13 protein-coding genes are annotated in these 16,095 nt (G+C 59.2%); all 13 read left to right on the top strand.

Going from position 1 to position 16,095, the window contains the following annotated elements; translation table 11 throughout:
- Positions 1-124: 124 nt before the first annotated feature.
- The 13 genes from ACYZTS_RS19155 (at position 125) to ACYZTS_RS19095 (ending at position 16,092) form a co-directional block, all read left to right on the top strand.
- A complete protein-coding gene (locus ACYZTS_RS19155; protein ID WP_461991271.1) occupies positions 125-484 on the top strand; it encodes a response regulator in 360 nt (119 codons plus the stop codon).
- A gap of 91 nt (positions 485-575) precedes the next feature.
- On the top strand, positions 576-1,865 hold the full coding sequence (locus ACYZTS_RS19150) for a glycosyltransferase (protein WP_461991269.1): 1,290 nt from the start codon (positions 576-578) through the stop codon (positions 1,863-1,865).
- Positions 1,866-2,055: 190 nt separating this feature from the next.
- Positions 2,056-2,937, top strand: coding sequence for a phosphatidylinositol-specific phospholipase C domain-containing protein (locus tag ACYZTS_RS19145; protein WP_461996482.1), 882 nt, complete (start codon positions 2,056-2,058; stop codon positions 2,935-2,937).
- A 79-nt stretch (positions 2,938-3,016) separates the two neighbouring features.
- Positions 3,017-3,922 carry a helix-turn-helix domain-containing protein gene (locus ACYZTS_RS19140; protein WP_461991267.1) on the top strand — a complete coding sequence of 302 codons (906 nt, stop codon included), beginning with the start codon at positions 3,017-3,019 and terminating at the stop codon, positions 3,920-3,922.
- Between the two features lie 315 nt (positions 3,923-4,237).
- The gene (locus ACYZTS_RS19135) at positions 4,238-5,548 is read left to right on the top strand and encodes an ABC transporter substrate-binding protein (protein WP_461991265.1); all 1,311 of its coding nucleotides are present in this window, start codon (positions 4,238-4,240) and stop codon (positions 5,546-5,548) included.
- 210 nt (positions 5,549-5,758) lie between these two features.
- On the top strand, positions 5,759-6,685 hold the full coding sequence (locus ACYZTS_RS19130; RefSeq protein ID WP_028620115.1) for a carbohydrate ABC transporter permease: 927 nt from the start codon (positions 5,759-5,761) through the stop codon (positions 6,683-6,685).
- An 8-nt stretch (positions 6,686-6,693) separates the two neighbouring features.
- Complete coding sequence (locus tag ACYZTS_RS19125) at positions 6,694-7,524, top strand: carbohydrate ABC transporter permease (protein ID WP_461991263.1); 831 nt, start codon at positions 6,694-6,696, stop codon at positions 7,522-7,524.
- Positions 7,525-7,684: 160 nt separating this feature from the next.
- Positions 7,685-8,788, top strand: a complete 1,104-nt coding sequence (locus tag ACYZTS_RS19120; RefSeq protein ID WP_461991261.1) for an ABC transporter ATP-binding protein — start codon at positions 7,685-7,687, stop codon at positions 8,786-8,788.
- A gap of 16 nt (positions 8,789-8,804) precedes the next feature.
- Positions 8,805-10,277, top strand: coding sequence for a mannitol dehydrogenase family protein (locus ACYZTS_RS19115; RefSeq protein ID WP_461991259.1), 1,473 nt, complete (start codon positions 8,805-8,807; stop codon positions 10,275-10,277).
- 137 nt (positions 10,278-10,414) lie between these two features.
- Positions 10,415-11,911, top strand: a complete 1,497-nt coding sequence (gene xylB, locus ACYZTS_RS19110; protein WP_461991257.1) for a xylulokinase — start codon at positions 10,415-10,417, stop codon at positions 11,909-11,911.
- Between the two features lie 13 nt (positions 11,912-11,924).
- Positions 11,925-12,869 (top strand): carbohydrate kinase family protein, encoded by a 945-nt coding sequence (locus ACYZTS_RS19105; RefSeq protein WP_461996480.1) that lies wholly within the window; start codon positions 11,925-11,927, stop codon positions 12,867-12,869.
- A 317-nt stretch (positions 12,870-13,186) separates the two neighbouring features.
- Positions 13,187-15,235 carry a type VI secretion system Vgr family protein gene (locus ACYZTS_RS19100; RefSeq protein ID WP_461991255.1) on the top strand — a complete coding sequence of 683 codons (2,049 nt, stop codon included), beginning with the start codon at positions 13,187-13,189 and terminating at the stop codon, positions 15,233-15,235.
- The gene (locus ACYZTS_RS19095) at positions 15,226-16,092 is read left to right on the top strand and encodes a DUF4123 domain-containing protein (protein WP_461991253.1); all 867 of its coding nucleotides are present in this window, start codon (positions 15,226-15,228) and stop codon (positions 16,090-16,092) included. The genes ACYZTS_RS19100 and ACYZTS_RS19095 overlap by 10 nt, the downstream gene beginning before the upstream one ends.
- The last annotated feature ends 3 nt before the right edge of the window (positions 16,093-16,095 follow it).

The raw sequence follows: 16,095 nt of genomic DNA, 5'->3' as shown, positions 1-16,095 counted from the left end.
TCTGGTGCAGCTATTCTTTTTGCAGCGAGTTTGGGAACTTGTCGGGTCACCTCAGTTACTCATGCATGGCCGCGGCACATTAGATTGATCGGCCAACGCACTTTCCATTTTTGAGAGCCTCACTATGTCCACCGAAAAATCCATCATCCTGGTCGTTGAAGACGACAACATCGTGCGCATGCTGATTGTCGATGTGCTCGAGGAGCTGGAATTCCAGGTGCTGGAGGCGGACGGCAGCGAAAAGGCCCTGGAGTTTCTCAACGATGAAGATCAGTACATCGACCTGATGATGACGGACGTCGGCCTGCCCGGCATGGATGGCAAAGAGCTGGCCAAGCAGGCGCGAATGCTTCGCCCCGAACTGCCTATCCTGTTCGCCAGCGGTTACGCGGAAAGCATCGATGTACCGGACGGCATGCAAGTCATCGGCAAACCGTTCTCCATTGATCAACTGCGTGACAAGGTCAAAGGCATGCTCGCCTGACAGCGATTGATGCGGGCTGAGGATCTGCCAGCGGCTGTGGTTTAATTGCGCCCCGCTGTCATCCCGGCCCCGCTTCAAGGAAATGCCCCTCATGAATCAACCCCGCGCAACCAAAGTCCTGATGATTGGTTCCGTCTGGCCTGAACCCCGATCTTCCGCAGCTGGCGGGTATGTCATGCAGTTGCTCGGGACGTTCCTGCGACAAGGCTGGGACGTCACCTTCAGCAGCCCGGCGGGCGCTGGCGAGCATCAGGAAGATCTGACGGCGCTGGGCATTCGTGAAGTACCGATTCAACTGAACAACAGCAGCTTTGACGCCTTTATCAGCGAACTGGCGCCGGACATCGTCGTGTTCGAGCAATTCATGATGGAAGAGCAGTTCGGCTGGCGCGTCGAACAACACTGCCCCGACGCGATACGTGTGTTGGCCACCCAGGACCTGCAAAGCCTGCGGCATGCCCGGCATCAGCGCCTCAAAGACCGTCTGAAAGCCAGCGACGACGGCAACGACTTTAGCGAGTTGTTCGCACCGGCGTTGCCTGAAGAGTTTGCCCTCATGGCCAACACCGATCTGGCCAAGCGCGAGATCGCTGCGATTTATCGCTGTGATTTGAACTTGATGATCTCTGAAGTCGAAATAGAGCTGCTGGTCGAGCAGTTCAACGTGCCGCGCGAGATGCTGCAGTGGTGTCCGTTGATGGTTGATATCCCGACTTCAACGCCGACGCCCTTTGAAGACCGTACGCACTTTCTCAGTATTGGCAACTTCCGCCATGCGCCCAACTGGGACGCCGTACTCTGGATGAAGACCACCCTGTGGCCGATGATTCGTGAACAGTTGCCGACCGCGCAATTGCACATCTATGGCGCTTACACGCCGCCCAAAGCCACGGCATTGCATAACGCGGCGCAGGGGTTCCATGTGATGAACTGGGCAGAGGATGCGTTGCAAGTGATGTCGGCCGCGCGGGTGTGTCTGGCGCCACTGCGTTTTGGCGCCGGCATCAAAGGCAAGATCGTCGAGGCGATGCTCTGTGGCACGCCAAGTATCACCACGCCGATGGGTGCCGAAGGCATGCATGGCGAGGCGCCGTGGCCGGGAGCTGTCGCCAGCACCGCCCGGCAGCTGGCCGATCACGCAGTGCGGCTGTACAGCGACGAGCAGCAGTGGCAGAACGCGCAGTGCCTGGGATTTGCGCTGTTGGGCGAACGTTACCGGCAATCGGTTCATGGTCCGGCGCTGATCGACAGACTGATGCACTGCCAGCAACAGCTTGATCAACTTCGCACAAACAATTTTACCGGGAGCATGTTGCGTCATCATCAGCACAAGAGCACTCAATACATGGCGCAATGGATCGAAGCAAAGAATCGCCCTTAGTAAACAGTCCGCGGTAACCTGAAGGAACCAATCGAGTTGTTGGCAGATACTTCCTGTATCAAGCCGACACTTGGCCACCTTGCCGAGGCTGATTATAAAGTCAGCCGTCGCGCCCGATAACCTTATGGCTCGATACTGATTTAATCACCTCTCTCCAGGACGGAGAGACGTCAGCCACAAAGGAATGCTCATGACTCGCACCCAATCAGATCACCTGAATAAAAAAACCTGGATGAGCAACGTCCTCGACATCGACACGCTCAGACTGACCGATATTGTCTGGCCAAGCGCTCATAACGCCGGCATGGATAAAAAAGCACCCAATTACGAAGTGATCGTCGGCAACTGGACGACCTGTCAAAACGATTCATTTGCCTGGCAACTTGCCAATGGCGCACGAGTGTTCGACATACGCCTCGGTTTTCGCGAAGCCGCCGATCAGTCGATCTTCTATTTTCATCACAATGGTTTTCAGTCGCACCGCGTGCTGGACGACTTGATCGAGGCGCTGGTGGCGTTTCTCGACGCCAACACCAACGAGTTCGTCGTTCTGGATCTTCATCAACTGGGTGATGGCGATAAACCGTTCAACCATCAAAAGCTTGGCGAGATCCTCCTGAACCGGCTCGGGACGCGTTTGATCTCCTGGTTCGACTCGACCAAGACGGTCGGGCAACTCAAGCAGGACAGCTCACGCCGCAGGGTCGTCATCTCTGCGGTTTCCAGGCCCGGCCTGGATGGCGAATACATCTGGCGGAATATTCCACACAAATGGTCTGGCAGCGGCATTACCGATACCGATCAATTGCAGCGACTTATCGTCAAGACACTCGCTGAAACACCGAGTACTCCACTCCTGTGGTCGCTGTCGGCAACCACCTACACCCGGCTCGGCGGGCCTCAACATATTAAAAACCATATCAACGACTGGTTCAGCACTACCGGCGACTGGATCACGCGTTGCAGCATCATCAATACCGACTTTTTCGAAGAGTCCAACCTTGTTCGATATTGCTGGAGCGCCACGAGCATGAAAGCCGTCTACGGTGACAGGCTGCATGCCCGGCCCTGACTCGAGCTGGCTGAGCACTGGCATAAAGCGTCGGGAAAAGGGCATGATCGGGGTGCGATAACAATAAAAGCAGCCCGACATGAACCGAACGGCCAGAGTGACCGACCCCTCCTACGAATTGATGGACGACCACAACGGGTTGTCCATCATCTATCGCCAGCATGGATTCCCGTGCCCGCTGGTGCGCTGGCACTTTCACAAGGAGTACGAGTTGCACTTGATCGTCGCCAGCTCCGGCAAGGTGTTCATTGGTGATTACATCGGCAACTTCTACCCGGATACCTTGTTCCTCACCGGCCCCAACCTGCCGCACAACTGGATCAGCCAGGTAGCCGAGGATGAAGTGGTACCCAAGCGAGACATGCTGGTGAATTTCACCGATGAGTTGTTTGAAGGCGGTCATCAGGTATTTGCCGAATTGAGATCGCTTGCACCTCTGCTGGAGCGCGCCCAATACGGTATTGAATTTCGCTGCAAACATACGATTCGCCAGGCCACCGATTTGATGCAGCGGATCGCCGACTCCAGCGGCGTGACCCGGCTCGGGCACTTCTTTATTTTGCTGGAGCTGCTGGCTGCATCCGACGATTACCAACTGTTGTCGGGCGCGACAACCCCGCAACTGGCAGACGAACACAATATCGATCGCACCAACCGGGCGGTGGATTACATCTTTGCCCACTATGCCCGCGAGCTGCCTCTGGAAGAGGTCGCCGGGCATCTGGGCATGAAGCCGACTTACTTCAGCCGTGTGTTCAAGCAGGCGACCGGCCGCTGCTTTATAGAATTTGTGAATCGGTTGCGAATCAGCAAGTCCTGCGAGTTGTTGGCGGACGGCGACAAGCCGGTGACCGATGTGTGTTTTGAATCGGGCTTCAACAATATTTCCAACTTCAACCGGCGATTCCAGCAGCTCAAAGGCATGACGCCATCGCATTACCGGCGATTGGCCGTGCAGCGGCTGACTGAGCAGAATCAGCACTGAACACCCTTTGTAGCAGCTGCCGAAGGCTGCGTCCGCCTGCGCAGCAGGCGCTTGATCCCACCCGCTATTGACTGCCGGCGAGTGCTTCGCCTCGGACCTTCGGCCGCGGCCCGAGCCTTCGGCTGCTGCGACAGGAGGCATATTAAATCCTGGCCAGATCAGCCCAGTGCATAAAAGTATTGGTTGAAGTGCGATGGATGATTTGTTTCATCCGCTAATCAAGGCTGTAATCAGTGCACATTCTTCCAGCCCTCGGAAGACACAAAAACAATAACTGTCCTTCTGTAACCCACCGGTGCAGAAAAGGAGTGCTCGATGCAACCTTGTGTAAAAACTTTGCTCGCCCTCACCTGCATGACCCTCAGCAGCGTCAGCCTTGGCGCCCAGACTCTGACCATCGCCACCGTCAACAACAGCGACATGATCCGCATGCAAAAACTCTCGAAAACTTTCGAGACCGAGCACCCGGACATCAAGCTCAATTGGGTGGTACTTGAGGAAAACGTGCTGCGTCAGCGCCTGACCACAGACATCGCGACCCAGGGCGGCCAGTTCGACGTGCTGACCATCGGCATGTACGAAGCTGCACTGTGGGGCGCCAAGGGCTGGCTGGAACCGATGAAGGATTTGCCGGCGACCTACGCGCTCGATGACGTCTTCCCTTCGGTTCGCGAAGGCCTGTCAGTCAAGGGTTCGCTGTACGCGCTGCCGTTCTACGCTGAAAGCTCGATCACCTACTACCGCACGGATTTGTTCAAAGAGGCCGGGCTGACCATGCCAGAGCGCCCGACCTGGACGCAAATCAGCGAATTCGCCAGCAAACTGACCAACAAAGACAAAGAGCAGTACGGCATTTGCCTGCGCGGCAAGGCCGGCTGGGGCGAGAACATGGCGCTGATCACCACGGTTGCCAATGCCTATGGTGCGCGCTGGTTCGATGAGCAGTGGAAACCTGAATTCACCGGTCCTGAGTGGAAAAACGCGCTGAATTTCTACGTCGACACCATGAAGAAATCCGGCCCGCCGGGTGCTTCCAGTAACGGCTTCAACGAAAACCTGGCGCTGTTCAACAGCGGCAAGTGCGCGATCTGGGTGGATGCCAGCGTTGCCGGTTCTTTCGTGACCGACAAGACCCAAAGCAAAGTCAGCGAGCATGTCGGCTTTACCTTCGCGCCGCATGAAACCACTGACAAAGGCTCGGCCTGGCTCTATTCCTGGGCACTGGCGATACCCACCAGTTCCAAAGCCAAGGACGCGGCGAAAACCTTCAGCGCCTGGGCGACCTCGAAAGAATACGGCGCACTGGTCGAGGAAAAAGACGGCATTGCGAACGTGCCGCCGGGCACCCGTGCCTCGACCTACAGCGAGGCTTATATGAATGCCGCGCCGTTCGCCAAAGTCACGCTGGAGTCGTTGAAGGCCGCCGACCCAAGCAAGCCTAGCGCCAAACCGGTGCCTTACATCGGCATTCAGTTGGTGACCATTCCGGAGTTTCAGGCTGTCGGCACGCAGGTCGGCAAGTTGTTCTCGGCGGCGTTGATCGGCCAGACCACGGTCGACCAGGCCCTGACTGCAGCACAGCAAACAACCGAGCGCGAGATGAAGCGCGCGGGTTATCCGAAGTAACCTGGGACGCCCCATGCGGGGGTGACGTGTGTGGCGAGGCAGCTTGTGTGGCGAGGGAGCTTGCTCCCGCTCGGCTGCGAAGCAGTCGTCGCTTTCAGGGCCGCTTCGCGACCCAGCGGGAGCAAGCTCCCTCGCCACACAAGCTCGCTCCCACACAAGCCCGCCTCCACATTTGATTTTTTGTTGATCCGTCCTAATCGGTTAATCGCCATGAATACCTCAACTGCCAAAGCTCACATGGACATCCCCCAACCGGTGCGTAAAAGCCGGTTGGCCAATCCCGGCTGGTTTCTGGTCAGCCCCTCGGTGGCGTTGTTGCTGCTGTGGATGATCGTGCCGCTGGGCATGACCGTTTACTTCTCGCTGATCCGCTACAACCTGCTCTACCCCGGTGAAAACGAGTTTGTCGGGCTGGAGAACTTCACCTATTTCCTGACCGATTCGGGCTTCATGCCCGGCGCCACCAACACGCTGCTGCTGGTCGGCAGTGTGCTGTTGATCAGCGTCGTGCTTGGTGTGCTGATCAGTGCGTTGCTCGAAGCCAGTGAATTTCTCGGTCGCGGCATCGTGCGTGTCATGCTGATCTCGCCGTTTTTCATCATGCCCACCGTTGGCGCCTTGATCTGGAAGAACCTGATTTTCCATCCGGTCTCAGGGATTCTTGCCTACGTCTGGAAACTGTTCGGCGCGCAACCGGTGGACTGGCTGGCGCATTACCCGCTGCTGTCGATCATCATCATTGTGTCCTGGCAATGGTTGCCGTTCGCGATCCTGATCCTGATGACCGCCATGCAGTCGCTGGATCAGGAACAGAAAGAAGCCGCGCGCCTCGACGGCGCCGGGCCCGTCGCAATCTTCTGGCACCTGACCCTGCCGCACCTGGCGCGGCCGATCGCAGTGGTGGTGATGATTGAAACCATCTTCCTGCTCTCGGTGTTCGCGGAAATCTTCACCACCACCAACGGTGGCCCGGGATACGCCTCGACCAACCTCGCCTACCTGATCTACAACCAGGCCTTGGTGCAGTTCGATGTCGGCATGGCCTCTGCCGGGGGCCTGATCGCGGTGGTAATTGCCAACATCGCGGCCATCGTGCTGGTGCGAATGATCGGCAAAAACCTGACCGACAAAGCCTGAGGCCTGCCATGACTCTTCAACAATCCCGTCGTTTGCAAAGCCTGTTGCTGGGCACCCTCGCCTGGGCGATTGCGATCCTGATTTTCTTTCCGATTTTCTGGATGCTGCTGACCAGTTTCAAGACCGAGATCGACGCCTTCGCCACGCCGCCGCAGTTCGTCTTCACGCCGACGCTGGAAAACTACCTGCACATCAACGAGCGCAGCGATTACTTCAGTTTTGCCTGGAACTCGGTGGTGATTTCCTTCAGCGCTACCGCCCTGTGCCTACTGATCGCGGTGCCAGCGGCCTACTCGATGGCGTTCTACGAAACCCAGCGCACCAAGGGCACGCTGCTGTGGATGCTCTCGACCAAAATGCTGCCGCCGGTGGGCGTGCTGATGCCGATCTACCTGCTGGCCAAGAGTTTTGGTCTGCTCGATACGCGTATAGCGCTGATCGTGATCTACACGCTGATCAACCTGCCGATCGTGGTCTGGATGATTTACACCTACTTCAAGGACATCCCCAAGGACATCCTCGAAGCGGCGCGGCTGGACGGTGCGACGCTGTGGCAGGAAATGGTCCGCGTGTTGCTACCGATCGCCAAGGGCGGCCTGGCCTCCACGGTGTTGCTGTCGTTGATTCTGTGCTGGAACGAGGCGTTCTGGTCGCTGAACCTGACCTCGTCTAAAGCGGCGCCACTGACCGCGTTGATCGCCTCGTATTCAAGTCCTGAAGGATTGTTCTGGGCCAAGTTGTCGGCGGTGTCGACGCTGGCGTGCGCACCGATTCTGATTTTCGGCTGGATCAGCCAGAAACAGCTGGTGCGCGGGTTGTCGTTTGGTGCGGTGAAATGAATTCCCCCGTACTCCTGACTCAATGCGAATCCCTGTGGGAGCGAGCCTGCTCGCGATAGCGGTGGGTCAGTCGACATCAATAATGAATGTCAGGCCGTCATCGCGAGCAGGCTCGCTCCCACAGGTTCAACCGAATAACAGCATGCGGAGGCCCACAATCATGGCCAACCTGAAAATCAAGAATCTGCAAAAAGGCTTCGAAGGCTTTTCCATCATCAAAGGCATCGACCTGGAAGTGAACGACAAGGAATTCGTGGTCTTCGTCGGTCCTTCTGGCTGCGGCAAATCCACCCTGCTGCGCCTGATCGCCGGGCTTGAAGAAGTCAGCGGCGGCACCATTGAGCTCGATGGCCGCGACATCACCGAAGTCAGCCCGGCCAAGCGCGATCTGGCGATGGTGTTCCAGACCTACGCCCTGTACCCGCACATGAGCGTGCGCAAAAACATGTCGTTCGCGCTCGATCTGGCTGGCGTGCCCAAAGCCGAGGTTGAGAAAAAAGTCAGCGAAGCCGCGCGCATCCTCGAACTCGGACCGATGCTGGAACGCAAGCCGAAACAGCTGTCCGGCGGCCAGCGTCAGCGCGTGGCAATTGGTCGGGCCATCGTGCGTAATCCGAAAATCTTTCTGTTCGATGAACCGCTGTCCAACCTCGACGCAGCGTTGCGCGTGCAAATGCGCCTGGAGCTGTTGCGCCTGCACAAAGACCTGCAGGCGACCATGATTTACGTGACCCACGATCAGGTCGAAGCCATGACCATGGCCGACAAAGTAGTGGTCTTGAACGGCGGCAAAATCGAGCAGGTCGGCTCGCCGCTCGACCTCTATCACCAACCGGCCAACCTGTTCGTCGCGGGTTTCCTCGGCACGCCGAAGATGGGCTTCCTTAAAGGCACACTCACCCGCGTCGACAGCCAGCACTGCGAAGTCCTGTTGGACGCCGGCACACGCATCACCCTGCCGTTGAGCGGTGCCTCGCTCAGTGTCGGCGGCGCCGTGACATTGGGTATCCGGCCGGAACATCTGCAACTGGCGCAAGCCGGCGACTGCACGCTGCAAGTCACTGCTGACGTCAGCGAACGCCTGGGCAGCGACACCTTCTGCCACGTCATCACCTCTGCCGGTGAAGCGTTGACGATGCGCGTTCGCGGCGACCTCCCCAGCCGTTACGGGGAAACCCTGAGCCTGCACCTGGACGCCGAACACTGTCATTTATTCGATGCCGACGGCGTGGCACTGACCCGTCCGCTGCGCGTTGCTGCCTGATTTCAGAGAGCCTGTGATGAAACTCAATAAACTGAACCTGCACCACCTCGCGCCTGAAGTGATGCTGCCCGCCTACGCCCTCGGCGATACCCGCCAAGGCATCGCGCACATCGGCGTCGGCGGTTTCCACCGCGCCCATCAGGCTTATTACACCGACGCCTTGATGAACACCGGCGAAGGCCTCGACTGGGCAATCTGCGGGATTGGCCTGCGCGCCGAAGACCGCCGAGCCCGCGACGATTTGCGCGAGCAGGATTACCTGTTCACCCTGTTCGAGCTGGGCGACAGCGACCACACCGAAGTCCGCGTCATCGGCGCCATTCGCGACATGCTCCTGGCCGAGGACGGTGCGCAGGCGCTGATCGACAAACTCGCCAGTCCCGAGATCCGCATTGTCTCGCTGACCATCACCGAAGGCGGTTATTGCATCGACGACAGCAACGGCGAATTCATGGCGCACTTGCCGCAGATCCAGCACGATCTGGCCCACCCGGACCAACCGAAAACAGTGTTCGGTTTCCTTTGCGCGGCCTTGGCCAAACGCCGCGCCGCCGGCACGCCAGCGTTTACGCTGATGTCCTGCGATAATCTGCCGCACAACGGCGCCGTTACGCGCAAGGCACTGCTGGCCTTCGCAGCCCTGCGCGATCCGGCATTACGCGACTGGATCGACAACCATGTCAGTTTTCCGAATGCGATGGTCGACCGCATCACGCCGATGACCAGCACCCAACATCGCCTGCAGCTGGCCGACAAACACGCGGTCGACGATGCCTGGCCGGTGGTCTGCGAGCCGTTTGTGCAGTGGGTGCTGGAAGACAAGTTCGTCAACGGGCGTCCAGCCTGGGAAAAGGTCGGCGTGCAGTTCACCGACGATGTCACGCCGTACGAAGAAATGAAGATCAAACTGCTCAACGGCAGCCATCTGGCGTTGACGTACCTGGGGTTTTTGAAGGGCTATCGATTCGTCCACGAGACCATGAACGACCCATTGTTTGTGCGCTACATGCGCGCGTACATGGACCTGGACGTGACGCCGCAATTGTCGCCTGTGCCGGGAATCGACCTAACGGAATACAAGAACACCCTGGTGGCGCGTTTCTCCAATCAGGCGATTGCCGATCAGCTGGAGCGCGTGTGCTCGGACGGCTCATCGAAGTTTCCCAAATTTACCGTACCGACGATCAACCGGCTGATTGCCGATGGCCGTGAGACCCGGCGCGCCGCGTTGGTGGTGGCGGCGTGGGCGCTTTATTTGAAGGGCGTGGATGAGAATGGCGTTACCTACACCGTCCCGGATCCACGCGCAGCATTTTGCCAGGCGATGGTGGCCGATGATGCGTTGATTACCCAACGATTGCTGGGGGTTGAGGAGATTTTCGGCACGGCCATTCCACAATCAGCAGAATTCGTCGCGGCTTTTGAGTGGTGCTGTGACAGCTTGCGTGAGGTTGGGGTGACACGGACGCTGGAGCGGGTGCTGGCTTAGCGTTATCGCGAGCAGGCTCGCTTCCACATGGGATCGAAGTCGTACCCGAAGTCCGTGTCCACCGAAAATCCAATGTGGGAGTGAGCCTGCTCGTGATTGGCTTCACCCGGATTGACCTGACACTCCAAGGATCCACCATGGCAAAGCAACAACTATTCCTCGGCATCGACTGCGGCACTCAAGGCACCAAAGCCATGGTCCTGGATGCCCGCAGCGGGCAGGTTCTGGGCCAGGGTGCCGCCGCGCACACGTTGATCATCGGCGCCAACGGCTGCCGCGAGCAGGACACTTCGCAATGGCTTGAGGCGTTCACATTGGCGACTCGCGATGCATTGCTGACAGCGAGCGTCGACGGCCAGCAGATTCTCGGCATTGGCGTCTCGGGCCAACAACACGGCCTGGTGTTGCTCGATGACCAAGGGCAGCCCCTACGCCCGGCCAAACTGTGGTGCGACACCGAATCCACTGCGGAAAACGATCGGTTGCTCACGTACCTCGGCGGCGAACAGGGCTCGCTGGACCGTCTCGGCGTAGTGATCGCGCCGGGCTACACCGTCTCCAAACTGCTGTGGACCAAAGAGAACCATCCCGATCTTTTCCCCCGCATCGCCCGCATTCTGCTGCCACACGACTACCTGAATTTCTGGCTCACCGGCCGCGCCTGCAGCGAATACGGCGATGCCTCCGGCACCGGTTACTTCAACGTGCGCAACCGCCAGTGGGATCTTGAACTGTTGCGTCACATCGATCCCGGCGGACGTCTGCAGGCCGCGCTGCCGGAGCTGATCGACGCGCAGCAAGCGGTTGGCACGATCCTGCCTGACATCGCCGCGCATCTGGGGATCAACCCGCGGGCGCGGGTGTCCAGCGGCGGCGGCGACAACATGATGGGCGCGATCGGCACCGGCAATATCCGCCCCGGCGCAATCACCATGAGCCTGGGTTCCTCGGGCACGGTGTACGCCTACGCCGACCAGCCGACCGTCAGCCCCGACGCCTCGGTAGCGACGTTCTGTTCATCCAGCGGCGGCTGGCTGCCGCTGATCTGCACGATGAACCTGACCAACGCCACCGGCGTGATTCGCGAACTGTTCGACCTCGATATCGACACGTTCAACGATCGAGTCGCGCAAGCACCCATCGGTGCCGAGGGCGTGTGCATGCTGCCGTTTTTCAACGGTGAACGCGTCCCCGCCCTACCCCACGCCACGGGCAGCCTGCACGGTTTGACCATGACCAACCTGACCCAGGCCAACTTGTGTCGCGCCGTGGTCGAAGGCACGACCTTCGGTTTGCGCTACGGGCTGGACCTGTTGCGGCACAATGGATTACAAAGCCGCAGCATCTGCCTGATCGGCGGCGGCTCGAAAAGCGCTGCCTGGCGACAAATCGTCGCTGACATAATGAATACCCCGGTCATCTGCACCGAGCAAAGTGAAGCCGCCGCCCTCGGCGCGGCGATTCAGGCCGCGTGGTGCGTGTCCCGGGAAGATGGCCGGGAAGAAAATCTCGCGCAGTTGTGCGAGCGCTGCGTAAAACTCGATCCGGCCAGCGAAACCCGGCCGATCCCGGACAATGTCGCGGCCTGCCAGCAGGCCTATGAACGCTATCAACAGCATGTCGCAACCCTTTAAAGAGCGAGCAATTATGTATCTGGTGTGTGGCGAAACGCTGTTCGATTTTTTCAGTGAAGACGACGCCAGCGGGCGGGCTTCAAACGTCACTTTCAAGGCGATTGCCGGTGGCTCGCCGTTCAACGTGGCGGTCGGTTTGCGCCGCCTGGGCGTGGACGCGGCGCTGTTTGCCGGGCTGTCTACGGACTACCTGGGCCGGCGCTTGCAGCAAGTGTTGCAGGAAGAAGGCGTGCGTCCGGATTACCTCATCGACTTCGCAGCGCCCACTACTCTGGCGATGGTTGCAGTCGGCGCCAATGGCTCGCCGCACTACAGTTTCCGTGGCGAAGGCTGCGCGGATCGGCAGTTGAAACCTGAACATCTGCCGTCACTAGGACCGGAAGTGCGAGGCCTGCATATCGGCTCGTTTTCGCTGGTGGTGCAACCGATCGCCGACACCTTGCTGGCCCTGGTGCAACGCGAAAGCGGCAAGCGCCTGATCAGCCTCGACCCGAATGTGCGGCTCAATCCCGAACCGAACATCGAGGTTTGGCGTTCGCGCGTGGCCACATTGGTGGCCCTCGCAGACTTGATCAAAGTCAGCGATGAGGATTTGAGCCTGTTGTATCCCGAGCAGGATCCTCAGCGGGTTATCGAAGGCTGGCTGCAGCAGCGCTGTCAGTTGGTGTTTCTGACCCGCGGTGGCGAAGGCGCGACGGTGTTCAGCCGTCAGCACGGTTCATGGTCGGTGCCGGCGTGCGCCGTGAAGATGGCTGACACCGTGGGCGCCGGCGATACGTTTCAGGCAGCGCTGATTACCTGGCTGACCGAGCATGAGCTGGATTCGATTGAGGGCGTGGGTCAGTTGAGCCGCGAGCAAATCGACGCGATGCTGCAGTTTGCCGTGCAGGCGGCGGCGCTGACCTGCAGCAAGACTGGCCCGGATTTACCGTATCGGCAGCAGCTGGATCTTCGCTGAGGCGGAGGGCTTCTTCGCTCCAACTCTGGATTTCGGCGAACAGGTTCAGCGTTCGAGTCGATCCACTGTGGGAGCGAGCCTGCTCGCGATGGCTTAGTGCCGGGCACTGCATTTTCTTCGGCAAGGACGCTGACTCGATGACGGTGTTGATTGCAGTTCCCATGAAGCAAAACCTCCCTATCCATTGGCCAAAACACGCCCCATCAGGGATTTCCCTATGCCGCACGGGCGTTTCACCTACGTCATTTGCGCCTTGAACCAGTCGCTTTAATCCTGCACCATCCGTCCCAGCTTATCCAAAGGACGGAATTCAAGGCATGCTGGACGCGAACGCAACCCATATTTCCCTTACGCTGGAAGGCGTTTCCGTTGACCTTCAAGTGCTCAGTTTCGTCGGTCGCGAAGCCCTCAATCAGCCGTTCTGTTTTGACATCGAACTGGTCAGCGCTCGCCCCGATCTGAAACTCGAAGAGTTACTGCACAAGCGCGGCTGCCTGACCTTCGGCGCCACCGGCAAAGGCCTGATCCACGGCCTGGTCTATCGCATCGAGCAAGGCGACTCCGGCAAAAGCCTGACCCGCTACAGCATCAGTCTGGTCCCGCAACTCGCCTACCTGCGGCACAACCATGATCAGCAGATCTTCCAGCATTTGACCGTACCGAAGATCATCGCCCAGGTGCTGGAGGCGCGCGGCATTCTGGCCGACGCCTACAGCTTCCAGCTCGGCGCGATCTACCCGGAACGCGTGTACTGCGTGCAGTACGATGAGTCCGACCTGCATTTCATCCAGCGTCTGTGCGAAGAAGAAGGCATTCATTTCCACTTCCAGCACAGCGCTGGCGGCCACACTCTGGTATTCGGCGACGACCAGACCGTATTCCGCAAACTCGCCGCCGTGGCCTACCAGCAAGACTCCGGCATGGCCGCCGAAAAACCGGTGATCAAACGTTTCAACCTGCGCCTGGAAACCCGCACCTCCCGCGTCAGCCGTCGCGACTACGACTTCGAAAAGCCGCGCATCCTGCCCGAAGGCGCCGCAAAAAGCACGTTCGCCCCGGACCTAGAGGACTACGACTACCCCGGCCGCTTCACCGACCGCGCCCGTGGCAAACAACTGGCCACTCGCGCCCTCGAACGCCATCGCAGCGACTACAAACTGGCGGAAGGCAAAAGCGACGACCCGACGCTGGTCAGCGGCCACTTCATGGCCCTGAGCGAACACCCGCGCAGCGAATGGAACGACCTCTGGCTCCTGCTGGAAGTGGTCCATGAAGGCAAGCAACCGCAAGTGCTCGGCGCGAATGTCACCAGCGACGTGACCCAGAACAAAGACGATTTCCATCAGGGCTACCGCAACCGCTTTCTCGCGACCCCGTGGGACGCGCACTACCGCCCTGCCCTCGAACACCCGAAGCCGCAAGTGCTTGGCAGCCAGACCGCCATCGTCACCGGCCCGCCGGGTGAAGAAATCCACTGCGACGAATACGGCCGCGTCAAAGTGCAGTTCCACTGGGACCGCGATGGCCAAAGCAACGACGCCACCAGTTGCTGGCTGCGCGTCGCCACCGGCTGGGCCGGCAGCGCCTACGGCGGCATCGCCATCCCGCGCGTCGGCATGGAAGTGCTCGTCACCTTCCTCGAAGGCGACCCCGACCAACCACTGATTACCGGCTGCCTGCACCACAAGGAAAACGTCGTCCCCTACGACCTGCCGGCCAACAAAACCCGCAGCACCTTCAAAACCCTCAGCTCACCGGGCGGCCAGGGCTACAACGAATTCCGCATCGAAGACAAGAAAGGCGCCGAGCAGATCTACCTGCACGCCCAGCGCGACTGGGATGAAAACATCGAGCACGACCAGAAAATCCGCATCGGTAACGAGCGGCACGACACGGTCGAGGCCAATGTTTACAGTGAATTCAAAGTCGAAGAACACCGCATCACTCACCTCGATCGCAAAACGGAAGCGCGGGCGGATGATCATCTGACCGTGGCGGTGACCCAGCATGTGAAGGTTGGCACGGCGCAGTTCGTCGAGGCTGGGCAGGAGCTTCATTACAACGCTGGCGAAAAGGTCGTGATCGAGGCAGGCATGGAGCTCACGGCCAAGGCTGGCGGGAGTTTTGTGAAGGTGGATGCGGGGGGTGTGACGATTAGTGGTGCTGAGGTGAAGGTCAACTCCGGCGGTGGACCGGGCTCGGGTACACCCGCCGCGCCATTGTTACCAGGCCCCATGAAGGCAGCAGACGCCGACGTGGCCGGCAAAGCGCCGCTCCCGAGCCGCCTCAACGAGTCAGGCATCACGCCGCTGTGCGGCAAACAAAGCAACGGCGCCTGCAGCCGTAAGGATTGCACATGCATGTAAGCGCATTGAACGCCCTGCTCGCCGAGCCTCGTTACGAATTCGATTCGCTACCCAGAGAACAATCGAGCCAGGCCCTGTGTTTCATCATCGACCGCACTCGCCAACCCGAAGCCATGAGCCGCCTCTACCGCATCGGCGAACCGATGAACGCCCAAGGCTTGTTCATCAGCACCGATTTCGCCGAACTCGCCGCCGATGGCCCGCTGTGGCTGGTGGCACCGTTTGGCAGTCAATTGGCAGCCGAAGCTGCGCGGTTGTGTGAGGAGAACTATTCCGGAATTGCGCTGGTAGCAGAAGACGCGACCGCAGCACTGGCGCACGCGCGCTGGTTACTGCGCGCGAACGACGGGTCTGGCGGGCAGAGTCTGTTGAGTTTTCACAAACCGAGTTTGTGGGCTGCGTTGGTGTATACGGCGGGAGAGGCTTCGCAGCAACTTTTTGGTCCTTGGCGGGGTGTTTTCTCGCCTGGGCCGGTTCACTTTGGTGGAGAGCGTGGTGGGTGGTTGTCCTGGACGTCCGGGCCGGAATCGAAGTGGCGCGGGGATGGACCGACTTTCAATCTTCCTGAAAAAGCAGCAACGGTCCAGAAGCGTCTGGGATGGTTGTATTGGATCGATGAGCAATATGCAGCGTTCGGTAAGCCTGCTGACGATCAAATCAATCTGATGGCGGAGAATCTGGACGTCTTATTGAAAAATAACATTTATGAAGGTGACCACTTGCTGACGCTGGCCACCGTCGTCAATGGGCCGCTACTGGAAACAAGGCCGGAGGCAATGGCCATTCTGCAATCCACGGAAGAGTCGTTCATCAAGGTTGAACAGCTGATGCAAACCGCATCAGCCGATCCCCGATGAACC

This window comes from Pseudomonas sp. TMB3-21 (assembly GCF_054898145.1).
This window is presented reverse-complemented; position numbering and strand designations above follow the sequence as displayed.